Here is a 14,564-nt window from a genome sequence, read left to right on the forward strand (position 1 = left end):
ACCGACTCCGGTCAGGAAGCCGCCGCGATCGGTGTGACTGACGTAGGGGCTGTTCGGTCCGGTCGCGAAGAGGGCATCGAGATCCCAGCCGCGGTCGTCGGGGAAGTCTCCGATGCCCTCCCCGCCCTCCCCGCCCTCCACCAGCAACCGCCACAACGCCTCCGGCGAGTCCACCCCACCCGGGAAACGACAAGCCATCCCCACGATCGCGATCGGATCCTCCGCCACCACCGGCACCAGAGCCCCCGACGAACGCTCCGCGACCACCCCACCCAGCTCACCCACCACGAACTCGGCAAGCGCCAACGGCGTCGGATGATCGAACACCACCGTCGCCGGCAACGCCACCCCACACTCCACCGCCAGCACATTCCGCAACTCCACCGCGATCAGGGAATCCACCCCCAGATCACGAAACGCCCGACCCGCAGGCACCTGCTCAACACCCGCATGACCAAGGACAGAAGCCGCGCGCATACGGACTTCGTCCAGAACCTCACGGAGTTGCGCCTCGGGCGAGAGTCCGGTGAGGCGTGCGCGCAAGCCGGTGGTCTGCTCGGCGCGCCCATCAGCGGGGGTGGGGGCCTCGTAGATCTCGGTGAGCAGCGGGCTGGGCCGTACGGCGGTGAAGGCGGATCCGAACTGCTGCCAGTCGACGTCGGCGACGAACGCGGCGGCCGTCGGCGCCGTCACGCAGGAGCCGAGGGCGTCGAGGGCGGCATCCGGGTCGAGGAGGCGCACACCGCCTCGGCGCTGTCGGTTCTCCGCGGAGGCGTCGGCGGCCATGCCGCCGCCGGCCCAGGGGCCCCAGGCGATCGAAGTGGCAGGCAGCCCCTCCGTCCGCCGCTGCTCCGCGAGGGCGTCGAGCATGGCGTTGGCGGCGGCGTAGTTGGCCTGCCCGGCGGAGCCGACGGTACCGGCGAAGGACGAGAAGAGGACGAAGGCCGACAGATCGCGCTCGCGCGTCAGCTCGTCGAGGTGGCGGGCGGCGGTCACCTTGGCCCGGACGACCGTGGCGAACTGCTCCTCGGTGAGGCCGTCCATGACTCCGTCGGCCAGGGTCCCGGCCGTGTGGACGACGGCATCCACGGGGTGGTCGTCCAGCAGCCCTCGTACGGCCTCACGGTCCGTCAGATCACATGCTGCGAACGTCACCTGCGTGCCGGCCGCGGTGAGCTCTGCCTCCAGCTCGGCGGCTCCCGGAGCCTGGGCGCCGCGCCTGCTCGCCAGGACGAGGTGGTCCGCGCCGCGCTCGGCCGCCCAGCGCGCCACTCGAGCGCCGAGCGCACCAGTGCCACCGGTGACCAGGACGGTGCCGGTCGGTGCCCACTGCTCCTCGGGTGCGGGGGCAGCGGCCACCAGTCGGCGTCCCAGGACACCGGTGGCACGGATGGCGGCCTGGTCCTCCGGGGTCCCGGAGCCGGAGTCCGCGCCGGAGAGCAGGACGGCCAACAGTGCGGTGGAACGCCCGTCGAGTGTGTCGGGCAGGTCGACGAGGCCGCCCCAACGGTCGGGGTGTTCGAGTGCGGCGACGCGGCCCAGGCCCCACACAGCCGCCTGCTCGGGACGGGGAGCCGCGTCGGATCGGGCGGCCGCGACGGCACCGCTCGTGACCGCCCACAGGGGCGCCGCGATCGTGGCGTCGCCGAGCGCCTGAATGAGGAGGGTGGTGGCGAGGACGCCCTCGGGCGTGCCGTCGCGGTCGCCCGCGCACCGGGCGAGGGCGGAGACGACCCCGGCGACGGGCGCGTCGGCGGCAGCCGCCGCCAGGCGTTCGGCGAGCACGGCTCGCGTATCGTCCTCGTGCTGAACGACGTTCACGACCTCGGCCCCGGCCGTGGCGAGCGCGGACGCCAGTTCGCCGCCCCAGCCGTCGCCGCCGGGCAGGCCCTCCCGGCCGACCAACAGCCAACGGCCGGTCAGACGCGCCTCGTGGGGAAGTCCGGTGACCGGCCTCCAGACGATCTGATGACGCAGCTCGCTGCCCCCCGTCGCCGAGCCGTCGGCCCGGTAGGAGCGTTCGAGCCAGTAGCGGTCACGCCGGAAGGCGTACGTCGGCAGGTCGACCGCGTGAGCCCCGGGCAGGAGTGCCGTCCAGTCGATCAGCTGCCCGTGGACGTGGAGCCGACCGACGGTGGTGAGCAACTGCCGTGCTTCGTCGTAGTCCTTGCGCAGGGCGGGTACGAAGAGCGCGTCCCCCTCCTCGGGAACACAGGCCTGGGCGAGAGCGGTCAGCGTCCCGTCCGGCCCCACCTCCACGAACCGCGTCACACCATGACCGGCCAGCCACTGAACCCCGTCAGCGAACCGCACCGCCTCCCGCACATGCCGCACCCAGTACTCCGCCGACCCCAACTCACCGACATCCGCAAGCCGCCCGGACACATTCGACACCACCGCCATCCGCGGCGATCCGTAGTCGATGCTCTCCGCGACCCGACGGAACTCCTCCAACATCGGCTCCATCAACGGCGAATGAAACGCATGACTGACCCGCAGACGGCTCGTACGACGACCCAACGCGGACAACTGCTCCACAACCTCCGTGACGGCCGCCTCGACACCCGAAACAACCACCGCACGCGGCCCGTTCACCGCCGCCACCGACACCTCCCCCTCACGGCCCGCCAGCAGCAGCAACACCTCCTCCTCCGACGCCTCCACCGCAACCATCGCCCCACCCGACGGCAACTCCTGCATCAACCGGCCTCGGGCGACCACGAGGCGGCAGGCGTCCGGCAACGACAACACCCCCGCCACATGCGCAGCCGCCAACTCACCGACCGAATGGCCCACCAGGTAGTCCGGGCGCACCCCGAAGGACTCCAGCAGCCGGAACAACGCCACCTCGACCGCGAACAACGCGGGCTGCGCCCACCGCGTCTCGTTCAGCAGCCCGGCATCCTCACCGAACACCACCCCACGCAACTCCGCCCCGACCTCGGCCACCACCGCGTCGAACGCCTCCGCGAACACCGGAAACGCCTCATACAACCCCCGGCCCATCCCCAGCCGCTGCGCACCCTGACCCGAGAACAAGAACGCCACCTTGCCCTCACCCCGGGAGGACCCGGTGATGAGACGGTCGGTGGTCCGGCCCTCGGCGAGTGCGCCGAGCGCTGTCAGGAGCTCGTCGCGGTCGGTGCCGAGGACGATGGCGCGACAGGGGAGGGCGGCGCGGGTGGCGGTCAGGGACCAGGCCAGGTCATAGGGGTCGGTGTCGGGGTGGGCGGTGAGGTGGGAGGTGAGACGGACGGCCTGGGCGCGCAGGGTGTCCGCATCACGCCCCGAGACCGCCCAGGGCAGCAGGGGCAGGGTGGCCCGGGCAGGCGCGGCCGTCGTGGTGTCGTCGTCCGAGGCAACCGGCTCGGGGGCCTGCTCGATGATGGCGTGGGCGTTGGTGCCGGATACGCCGAAGGCGGAGACGCCTGCGCGGCGCGGGTGCCCGGTGTCGGGCCAGTCGACGGACTCGGTCAGCAGTTGGACGTGGCCGGCCGTCCAGTCCACGTGGGTGGAAGGCCGGCCGACGTGCAGGGTCGGTGGCAGGACGCCGTGCCGCAGGGCGAGGACCGACTTGATGACGCCGACCACGCCGGCGGCGGCCTGGGTGTGGCCGATGTTGGACTTCGCCGAGCCGAGCCACAGGGGCCGGTCCTGCGGGCGGCCCTGGCCGTAGGTCGCGAGCAGGGCCTGTGCCTCGATGGGGTCGCCGAGCGCGGTGCCGGTGCCGTGCGCTTCGACGGCGTCGACCTCCGTGGCGAGCAGCCCGGCGTTGGCGAGCGCGGCCAGGATCACACGTTGCTGAGAGGGGCCGTTGGGGGCGGTGAGGCCGTTGGAGGCGCCGTCCTGGTTGACGGCCGAACCGCGGACGACGGCCAGCACCCGGTGCCCGTTGCGGCGGGCGTCCGAGAGGCGCTCGACGACGATCATGCCGACGCCCTCGGCCCAGCCCGTACCGTCGGCGTCCTCGGAGAAGGCCTTGCACCGGCCGTCGGCGGCCAGTCCGCCCTGGTGGCCGAATTCGATGAAGGCGCCGGGGCTGGACATGACGGTCACACCGCCGACCACCGCGAGGGAGCACTCGCCCGCGCGCAGCGACTGGGCGGCGAGGTGCAGTGCGACGAGGGAGGACGAGCAGGCCGTGTCCACGGTGACGGCGGGGCCCTCGAGGCCGAGGGCGTAGGCGACCCGGCCGGAGACGACCGACATGGAGGTACCGGTCAGCAGGTGTCCGCGGACGTCGTCGGGGACTTCCCGCAGGCCGCTGCTGTAGCCCTGGTCGCTGCAGCCCACGAAGACACCGGAGCGGCTGCCGCGCAGGCTGACCGGGTCGATTCCGGCGCGTTCGAGGGCCTCCCAGGTCGCTTCGAGCAGCAGGCGCTGCTGGGGGTCCATGGCGAGCGCCTCGCGCGGGGAGATGCCGAAGAAGGCGGCGTCGAAGCGCTCGGCGTCGTGGACGAACCCGCCTTGGCGGCGGGCGTCGTCGGCGGCGCCGGATCCGGTGTCCCAGCCGCGGTCGGCGGGCCAGTCGGTGATGGCGTCGGTGCCGGACGCGAGCAGTTCCCAGAAGTCCTCGGGGGAGCGGACGCCACCCGGCAGCCGGCAGCTCATGCCGACGATGGCGACGGGCTCCTGCTCCTTGGCCTCCAACTCCCGGAGCCTGCGGCGGGTTTCGTGCAGATCGACGGTGACCCGCTTGAGGTAGTCCCGAAGCCGCGCCTCATTCGTCATGGACTGCCCCCATGGTGTTCGGTGACGGGACGGATGCACCGCGCGGGGGCTTCGACCTGTCGTACAGGGAGAGCCGGTTGGGCACCTGGCCCGTGCTGTTCACCTCGTGCGGTGTGGACAGCATGACCTGCGGGCGGGCCCCATTTCGGCCCTCGACGGGGTTCTCTGGGGAAACCCTTGGAAATCATCGCCGCAGGCCGGGACGGTGGTCGCAGGCCGGGACGGTGGTCGCCGGGCGTGCGCGGGCCGCACCGGGCGCCCGGCGGCCCGGCGCGGGCGCGCGGTTCAGGCGTACGGGGGCGTGGCGCCCTTCTCCAGGACGGTGCGCAATGCCCCGAACGCGTCCCGGAGCGCGGCCAGCGCCTCGGGTACCCGCCAGGCCGAACGGTCCCTGGGGCCGACCGGATTGGAGATCGTACGTATCTCCAGGAAGGGAGTGGCATGGGTCGCCGCGGCCTCGGCGACGGCGAAGCCCTCCATCGCCTCGGCGGCCGCGTCGGTGTGCACCGCCCGCAGGGCGTCGGCGCGTTCGGCGGTGCCGGTGGCGGTGGACACGGTGAGGACGGGGGCATGGACCGCCCCGAGGGCGCGCGCGACGGACTTGCCGAGATGAGGTGCGCAGCGGTGAACGGTGGTCCCGAAGCCGAGGGACTCGATGGAGAGGAACCCGTCGGGCGAATCGGCGCCGAGGTCGGCGGCCAGGACGCGATCGGCCACGACGACCGAGCCGATGGGCGCGCGCGGGGCGAAGCCGCCCGCGATACCGGCGGCGACGGCCAGGTCGTAGGGCTCGTGGCGCAGGGCCGCCGCGGTGAGGGCGGTGCCGGCCGCGGCACCGGCGGCGCCGGGACCGGCCCCACCCGCGAGCAGGTCCGCGCGGAGGCGGCCCGGGGAGGGGCCGCCTCCGATGCGCAGCAGAGCGTAGCCGGGAAGGGGCTGGGGGGCCGGTGCCGTGATGGGGTCGAGGCCCGCGGCGGCCGCGTCGCGTTCGGCGGCGACCGCGGTCACGACGAGCAGACGGACGGGTCTCATGAGGGGATCTGCACCCGGCCGTGGTCGCCGATGACGAGGCGGTGGGTGGCCGGCAGCCGGGGCGCGAGGGTGACCTGCACATTGCGCCCGACCAGGGACGCTTCGACGCGGCGGATGCCTTCGAAGCAGGAGTCGCGCAGCATGATGGAGTACTCGATCTCGCTGCCGGTGATACGGCAGTTCTCGGCGACGGACGTCGAGGGGCCGATGTAGGAGTCGATGACGACGCTGCCGGCGCCGACGATGGCGGGCCCGACGATGCGGGAGCCCCGGACCTCCGCACCCGCCTCCACCCGGACCCGGCCGATGATCTCGCTGGCCTCGTCGACGTAGCCCTCGATGCGGGTCTCCAGCCGTTCCAGGAGGGTGCGGTTGACCTCCAGCATGTCGTTGACGTTGCCGGTGTCCTTCCAGTACCCGGTGATGACCGTGGAGCGGACGGCGAGCCGCTCGTCGATCATCCACTGGAGCGCGTCGGTGATCTCCAGCTCACCGCGAGCGGAGACGTCGATGGCGCGGACCGCCTCGTGTACGCGGGGCGTGAAGAGGTAGACGCCGGCGACGGCGAGGTCGCTGCGCGGGTTGCGTGGCTTCTCCTCCAGGTCGGTGACGCGGCCCTGGTGGTCGATGACGGCGACGCCGAAGGCGGTGGGGTCGGATACGCGGGTGAGGAGGATCTGGGCGTCGCAGGGGTCCTTGCGGAACTCGTCGACGACGTCGGTGATGCCCTCCAGGACGAAGTTGTCGCCCAGGTACATGACGAAGTCGTCCTGGCCGAGGAACGACCGGGCGATCAGGACGGCGTGGGCGAGTCCCAGGGGTTCGCTCTGCGGAATGTACGTGACGTCAAGGCCGAACGCCGAGCCGTCGCCGACGGCCGCCTTGATCTCCTCGGCGGTGCTGCCGACGATGACGCCGACATCGGTGATACCGGCTGCGGCGATGGCTTCGAGGGCGTAGAAGAGGATCGGTTTGTTGGCGACCGGGACCAGTTGCTTGCTGGAGGTGTGGGTGATCGGCCGCAGTCGCGTACCTGATCCCCCCGCGAGCACAAGAGCCTTCACAGTTCCGTCCAGTGATGAGGGTGGGTGGCCGCGGAGACGGAGGGCCGTCCCCGTCGGCCGTGCGGGGCGGGCGCCCGCCGCGGGAGCGGGCGGGCGCCCGGGTGGTCAGGCGTCGCCGAGTTCGTCCTCCAGGAAGGCCCGGAGTTCGTCGTCCGACACCTCGTCGGGGTGGCTGATGTCGACGCCTCGGTCCTGCCGCTGCGTCGGTGTGGTGGTTCGGTCGAGCCGGTCGAGCAGGGTGCGCAGCCGGCTGCGGAGTCCGTCGTGCAGACGGGGGTCGGCGAGCGCGCCGTCGAACTCGCTCTCCCACCGGTCGAACCGGGCCAGGGCCTCGCCGGTGCCGGCGCCCGGGGCGTCGGCGGGCGCCGTCCTGCTCAGCAGGTGGGCGGCGAGCCCTGCGGGCGTCGGATAGTCGAACAGCAGCGTGGCCGGGAGCCGCACCCCGGTGAGGGTGCCGAGCCGGTTGCGGAGTTCGACGGCCGTCAAGGAGTCGAAGCCCAGTTCCAGGAAGCCCCGTTCGGGGTCGATGGTGTCAGCCGCGTCGTGGCCGAGGACCAGGGCCGCCTGGGCGAGGACCGCATCCAGTACGGCCGTGTGGCGTTCCGGCTCGCTCAGCCCGGCGAGGCGCTCGCGCAGACCGGTACCGCTCTCGGGCCCGGCCGTGGTTGCGCCCTGCCCGCTCGCGGCTGACGCACGCGGGCCGCGGGCCGCCACCAGGTCCCGTACGAGGTGCGGCACCGAGCCGTCGGTGCCGCGCAGGGCCGCGGGGTCGAGCGCGGCCGGGACGAGGTACGCCTCGGGGGTGCGCAGCGCGGCGTCCAGCAGGGCGAGGGCGTCGGCGGTGGCCATGGGCCGCACTCCACTGCGCTCGACGCGGCGCAGATCGGTCTCGCCGAGTCGGCCCGTCATCCCGCTGCGCTCGGCCCACAGACCCCAGGCGAGGGAGAGCGCCGCGCGGCCCTCGGCCCGGCGCCGGGCGGCGAAGGCGTCGAGGAAGGCGTTGGCCGCCGAGTAGTTGCCCTGTCCGACGCCGCCGAAGACGCCGGCGAGCGATGAGAACAGTACGAACGCGGTCAGCTCGGTGTCGCGGGTGAGTTCGTCCAGGAGCAGTGCGGCGTCGGCCTTGGCGCGGAGCACGGTGTCCATGCGGTCGGGGGTGAGCGCCTGCACCACTCCGTCGTCGAGTGTGCCGGCGGCGTGCACGACGGCGGTGAGCGGCCGGTCGGCGGGAATCCCTGCGAGCAGTTCGGAGAGTGCCTCGCGGTCGGCGACGTCACAGGCGGCCACCGTGACCCGGGCGCCGTGTTCGGCCAGTTCGGTCCGGAGCTCGTCCATGCCTTCGGCCGCGGCGCCGCGGCGGCCGGCCAGGACCAGGGATCGGCTGCCGTGAACGGTTACCAGATGGCGGGCCACCTGCCGGGCGAGGACCCCTCCCGCACCGGTGATCAGGACGGTTCCGGTGGAGAGGTCGGGCAGCTCGCCGTCCCCCGGGTCGGTCGCGCGGGACAGACGGGGAGCGAGCACGGTGCCCTCACGCAGTGCCGTCTCGGGTTCGTCGCCGGCGAGGGCCGCGGGCAACAGCGCCAGCGAGGCAGGGGTGCCGTCGTGGTCGAGCAGGGCGAAGCGGCCGGGGTTCTCCGCCCTTGCCGTGCGGATCAGTCCCCAGACCGCGGCCTGGGCCGGGTCGGTGACCGCCGCGTCCTCGGCGCGGGCCGTGACGGCGTTGTGCGTCACCAGGACGAGCCGTGACTCGGTGAACTGCTCTTCCCTCAACCAGACGGTGACGAGGTCCAGGGCGCGGGACGTGGTGCGCCGGACGCCCTCGGCAAGGTCGGTGGCGCCATCGGGTGCGGGCACACAGGCGAGGACGGTACGCGGCATGGGAGCACCGTCGGCGACGCGGGCACGCAGGGCGTCCAGGCTGTCGTGGTACTGGAATCGGTCGGTGCCTGCGCCGAGTTCCCGGTCGGTGCCGATCACCGCGACCGCGGGCTCCACGGTGGCGGCGGTCGCGGCCGGTACCCAGCGCAGCCGGTGGATGCCGCCCGCTCCCGCGGCGGGGGCGAGCCTGCTGCTGTCGACCGGGCGCAGTGCGAGCTCCGCGATCTCGGCCACGGGTGAGCCCGCGGCATCGGCGATCCACACGGCGTACGTCCGCTCTCCGCGCGGGGACAGCCGCACGCGCAGGGCCGCGGGCCCGGTGGCGGTCACCGAGACGGAGGTGAAGGCGAACGGCACGATGGTCTGCCCGTCCTCGCCGCCCGCCAGGGCGACGGTGTGCAGCGCGGCGTCCAGGAGGGCCGGGTGGACGGTGAATTCGCGGGTGCCCTGGAGGTGTTCGCCCTCCTCCGGGGCGATCTCCGCGTACACCTCCTCGCCCAGCCGCCAGGCGGCGCGCAGCCCGCGGAAGGCGGGTCCGTAGGCGAAGCCGTTGTCGGCGATACGGGCGTACAGGCCGGACACATTCACGGGTTCGGCGCCCGCCGGCGGCCAGGCCGCCGGGCCGGGCTGCGGGGCCCGCTCCGGGTGTGCGTCGCCCAGGCTGCCCTCGGCGTGCCGCACCCAGGGCTCGTCGGATGCGCCGCGGGTCAGCGGCCGGGAGTGGATGGCGAGGGTGCGGGTTCCCGACGCGTCGGGGGCGCCGATGGAGACCTGAAGCTGGACACCGCCGGTCGCGGGCAGCACCAGGGGGGCTTGGAGGGTCAGGTCGGTCACCTGCGCGGCGCCCGACCGTGCGCAGGCCTCCAGGGCCAGTTCGAGGAACGCGGTGCCGGGGAAGAGGATCCGGCCGTCCAGCGCGTGGTCCGCCAGCCAGGGACGGCTGTCGGCCGACACGGTTCCGGTGAGCAGCAGGCCGTCCGATCCGGCCAGGGGCACCACAGTGGACAGCAGCGGATGTCCGGCGGCCTCCAGGCCCGCGGGTGCGGCGTCCCGGGGATCGGCGTCGATCTCCAGCCAGTAGCGGCGGCGTTGGAAGGCGTACGTCGGCAGGTCGGTGCGGCCGGCCCCGGTCGGTGCGAGGAGGGCGGACCAGTCGGCGGCATGGCCGCGGACGTGCAGTCGTGCGAGGCCCGCGGTGAGGGACTCGGCCTCGTCGGTGTCGTGGCGCAGAAGCGGTACGAGGGTGGCGTCCCCCGTGACGCAGTCGCCCGCGAGAGCGGTCAGCACACCGCCGGGGCCGATCTCGACGTACGTGGTGACGCCCATGTCCTCGAGAGTGCGGACGCCGTCGCCGAAGCGGACGGCCTCGCGCACCTGGCGCACCCAGTAGCCGGGGGCGAAGGGCTCGCTCTGCGTGACGGGCCTGCCGGTGACCGTGGAGACGACGGGAAGGACCGGAGCGGCGTGGCCGAGGTGGCCGGTGAGGGCGGAGAACTCGTCGAGCATGGCGTCCATGCGGGGCGAGTGGAAGGCGTGGCCGACCTTGAGACGGCGCGTCTTGCGGCCCTGCGCGGCCAGGGCGTCCGCAATCGCCGTCACCGCGTCCTCGTCGCCGGACACGACGGTCGCGGTCGGCCCGTTGAACGCCGCGACGGCCACGCGTTGCTCGTACGGTGCGAGCAGCGGCAGCACCTCGTCCTCGGACGCCTGTACGGAGATCATGGCGCCGCCCTCGGGCAGGGCGGCCATGAGCCTGCCGCGGGTGGCGACGAGGAGGCAGGCGTCCTCAAGGGTGAGGACTCCGGCGACGTGGGCGGCGGCGATCTCGCCGACCGAGTGGCCGAGCAGCACATCGGGTGCGACCCCGAGGCTCTCGACGAGCCTGAAGAGGGCGACCTCGACGGCGAAGAGGGCGGCCTGTGTGTAGTCGGTGCGGTCCAGGAGGTCCGCCTCGGGCGTGCCCGGTGCCGCGAACAGTACGTCGCGCAGGGGCCGTTCGAGGTGGGTGTCCATGTGTGCGCAGACCGCGTCCAGAGCGTCGGCGAACGCGTCATAGGTCGCGTAGAGCCGCCGTCCGGTCTCCGGCCGCTGGGATCCCTGCCCGGAGAACAGGAAGGCGACCTTGCCGGAGCGGGCGCGGTCCACGGTCAGCCCCGGATGCTCCCGCCCCTCGGCGAGTGCGGTGAGGGCCTCGGTGAACGCGGCCTCGTCGCGGGCGACGACGGCGGCGCGGTCCTCGAAGGAGGCGCGGGTGGTGGCCAGCGACAGAGCGATGTCGGCCGGTGTCGCGGCGGGCTGCCGGACGAGGTGGTCGAGGAGGCGCGCCGCCTGCTCCCGCAGGGCGGTCGCGCCGCGCGCGGACAGCAGCCAGGGCACCGGCACTGCGGGCGCGCGCGTGGCCTCGGAACGGGTGTCGGCGGCCGACGTTTCGGCTCGTGCGCCCGACGCCGTCTCCGCGGAGCCGGATCGGTGGCTCACATGGGCCTGTTCGCCGTCGCGTGCCGCATCCAGCTCCTGGAGGATCACATGGGCGTTGGTGCCCGAGACTCCGAAGGAGGAGACACCGGCGCGGCGCGGGCCGTCACCGGGCGCCCAGGGGCGTTCCTCCTGCAGCAGGCTCACCGCGCCCGACGACCAGTCGATGTAGGGCGAGGGATGGTCGGCGTGCAGCGTGCGCGGCAGTACGCCGTGCCGCATCGCCATCACCATCTTGATGACGCCCGCGACACCCGAAGCGGCTTGGGTGTGACCGATGTTGGACTTCACCGACCCCAGCCACAACGGCCGGTCCTCCGGGCGGTCCTGCCCGTAGACGGCGAGCAGCGCCTGCGCCTCGATGGGGTCGCCCAGCTTCGTCCCCGTCCCGTGCGCCTCCACGGCGTCCACGTCGAGCGGGGAGAGCCCGGCCCCGGCGAGCGCCTGCCGGATGACGCGCTGCTGGGAAGGGCCGTTGGGGGCGGTGAGCCCGTTGGAGGCGCCGTCCTGGTTGACCGCCGAACCGGCGACGGCGGCAAGCACCGGGTGGCCGTTGCGGCGGGCGTCGGAGAGCCGTTCCAGGAGCAGCAGGCCGACGCCCTCGGCCCAGCCCGCGCCGTCGGCCTCGGCGGCGAAGGCCTTGCAGCGGCCGTCGGGCGCGAGGGCGCGTTGCCGGCTGAACTCGACGAAGGTGTCCGGGGTGGAGATCACCGTGACACCGCCGGCGAGGGCCAGGTCGCACTCCCCCGAGCGCAGCGCTTGTACGGCCAGGTGCAGGGCGACGAGCGAGGAGGAGCAGGCCGTGTCGACGGTGACCGCCGGGCCCTCCAGCCCGAAGGTGTAGGCGATGCGGCCCGAGGCGACGCTGCTCGCGCTGCCCGTGGCGAGATACCCCTCCAGCCCCTCGGGAGCCCTGCGGGCTCGGGTGCCGTAGTCGTTGTAGTTGGAGCCGACGAAGACGCCCGCCTGAGTGCCCCGGACCCGGGCCGGGTCGATCCCGGCCCGTTCGAAGGCCTCCCAGGAGGTTTCCAGCAGCAGCCGGTGCTGCGGGTCGATCGCGAGGGCCTCACGGGGCGAGATCCCGAAGAACGCGGGGTCGAAGTGGTCGGCGTCGTAGAGGAAGCCGCCGTGCCGGGTGTAGGAGTGGCCGGTGCGGTCCGGGTCGGGGTCGTAGAGGTTCTCCACGTCCCAGCCGCGGTTGTCGGGGAAGACGGAGATCGCGTCGGTGCCGTCCGCGACGAGTCGCCACAGGTCCTCGGGCGAGCGGACACCTCCGGGGAAGCGGCAGCCCATGCCGACGATGACGATCGGGTCGTCGTCGACCGAGGCGCCCGGGAGGGCGACGAGAGCGCCGGAGGCGGACTCGCTGCCGAACAGTTCCTCGTCCAGGTGAGCGGCGAGCGCCGACGCGGAGGGGTGGTCGAAGGCGAGCGTGACCGGCAGGCGCAGCCCGGTGGCCTCCGCGAAGCGGTTGCGGAGTTCGACGGCGGTCAGCGAGTCGAAGCCCAGGTCCCGGAAGGCGCGGCCCTCCGGCACGGAGTCGGCTCCGGCGTGGCCGAGGACGGCCGCCGCCTGTGCGCGCACCTCGGCGAGGAGGGCGGTCCGGCGCTCGGCCGGGGGCAGTGCGGCCAGCCGCCGGACCAGCGGGGGTCCGTCCTGGCCTTCGGTGTCCTTCTCGACGTGCTCTTCCGTCGCGGTGGTGCGCGCCTCGGCGAAGTCCCGCAACGCGGCGAAGGCCCGGGCGGTGATCAGCTTCCAGTCGACATCGGCGACGATCAGGAACTGCTCGTCCTGGTCGAGCGCCTTCTGCAGCGCGGAAACCGCCAGTTCCGGGTCCATCGGAGGGACGCCGTCACGGCGCAGCCGCTCGGCCATCTTCTCGTCGACCATGCCGCCACCGGACCAGGTGCCCCAGGCGACGGACGTCGCCGGCAGGCCGTCGGCCCGACGCCGGGCGGCGAGGGCGTCGAGGTACGCGTTGGCGGCGGCGTAGCTGCCCTGTCCGGGGCCGCCGAGGGTGCCTGCCATCGAGGAGAACAGGACGAACGCGGAGAGGTCGAGGTGGCGCGTGGCCTCGTGAAGGACCAGCGCCGCGTCCGCCTTGGGACGGAGCACACCGTCGGCCCGCTGCGGGGTGATGCCCTCGATGACGCTGTCGTCGATGACGCCGGCGGTGTGCACGACGGCGGTCAGCGTTCCGCCGCCGGGCAGGTCCTCGATGAGCCGCCGGACGGCGTCCTCGTCGGAGACGTCGCAGGCGACGGCGGTGGCGGGGGTGCCCAGCTCGGCGAGTTCCGCGACGAGTTCGGCGGCGCCCGGGGCCTTAGGGCCACGGCGGCTGGCCAGTACCAGGTGTTCGGCGCCGCCACGGGCCAGCCAGCGGGCGACGTGCCGGCCGAGGCCGCCGGTGCCGCCGGTGATCAGGACGGTGCCCTCGGGCCGCCACTCCGGTCCGTCCGGGCGGGGGCCGTCACCGGCCCGCACCAGACGCCGGGCGAACAGCCCGGACGGGCGCAGCGCCACATGGTCCTCGTCGAGCGCGCCGGACAGGGCGAGGACGAGACGCCGGGCCGCTCGCGGATCCAGGGTCTCCGGCAGGTCGACGAGGCCGCCCCACCGCTGCGGGTACTCCAGACCGGCGATGCGGCCCAGGCCCCAGCTCATGGCCTGAACAGGGTGTTCGAGAACGTCGTTGCGGTGTATGGATACCGCGCCCCGGGTGGCACACCACAGGGGCGCGTCGACCCCTGCATCGCCGAGCGCCTGGAGCAGGGAGGTCATGAGCACCAGACCGGTCGGCAGGACCCCGCTGTCCGACCAGGGCGACTCGTCCAGCGACAGCAGCGAGAGCACGCCCTGGAGGGTGCCGTCCGCTGTGTGCTCCCGCATCAGGTCGGCCATTCGCTCCCGCTCGGCCTCCCGCGCCCCGACGATCAACAGGCGCGCTCCCGCGGACCGCTCGTCGATCGCCGCGAGCACGGCGCGTACGGTCTCGTCGTCCTCGTGTCCTTCCGGGGCGACGACCAGCCAGCTCCCGCCCATCGGGGACGGCCCCGCGGGCTGCTCGGACCGCGGCCGCCAGACGACGCGGTAGCGCCAACTGTCCAGCGTGGACAGGTTGAGCCGGTTCCGGCGCCAGGTGGACAGCGCCGGTACGACCTCGCCGAGCGACCGTGCGTCGGCCATGCCGAGCGTCTGTGCCAGCGCGTCGACGTCGCCGTTCTCGACGGAGGTCCAGAATCCGTCGTCGGGGATGTCGACGCCGCCGATGGTCACGGCGTCCGTGGCCGAGGAGCGCGGTGTCGGTTCCAGCCAGTACCGCTGCCGCTGGAACGCGTACGTCGGCACATCCACCCGCCGGGGAGACAGCCCGGCGAACGC

The 14,564-nt window shown here is 73.5% G+C and carries 4 protein-coding genes; all 4 read right to left on the reverse strand.

What is annotated here, in order from left to right; all coding sequences use genetic code 11:
* Positions 1 to 4,731 (reverse strand): SDR family NAD(P)-dependent oxidoreductase (locus ASC56_RS43000; RefSeq protein ID WP_159039830.1); only part of this gene is annotated, 4,731 nt, incomplete at its 3' end.
* 285 nt (positions 4,732 to 5,016) lie between these two features.
* Positions 5,017 to 5,763 carry a futalosine hydrolase gene (locus ASC56_RS36935; RefSeq protein WP_055495981.1) on the reverse strand — a complete coding sequence of 249 codons (747 nt, stop codon included), beginning with the start codon at positions 5,761 to 5,763 and terminating at the stop codon, positions 5,017 to 5,019.
* The gene (locus ASC56_RS36940; protein WP_055495982.1) at positions 5,760 to 6,827 is read right to left on the reverse strand and encodes a glucose-1-phosphate thymidylyltransferase; all 1,068 of its coding nucleotides are present in this window, start codon (positions 6,825 to 6,827) and stop codon (positions 5,760 to 5,762) included. Before ASC56_RS36940 ends, ASC56_RS36935 begins: the two co-directional genes overlap by 4 nt.
* A gap of 105 nt (positions 6,828 to 6,932) precedes the next feature.
* A partial coding sequence (locus ASC56_RS36945; protein ID WP_079102982.1) for a type I polyketide synthase occupies positions 6,933 to 14,564 on the reverse strand: 7,632 nt, incomplete at its 5' end.

The organism is Streptomyces sp. TP-A0356 (assembly GCF_001417775.1).
Classification (GTDB): Bacteria; Actinomycetota; Actinomycetes; order Streptomycetales; family Streptomycetaceae; genus Streptomyces.

What these genes read in the sequence shown, in the direction of transcription:
- ASC56_RS36935 (WP_055495981.1), bottom strand. Translation starts at nt 5,763, where the DNA reads ATGAGACCCGTCCGTCTGCTCGTCGTGACCGCGGTCGCCGCCGAACGC.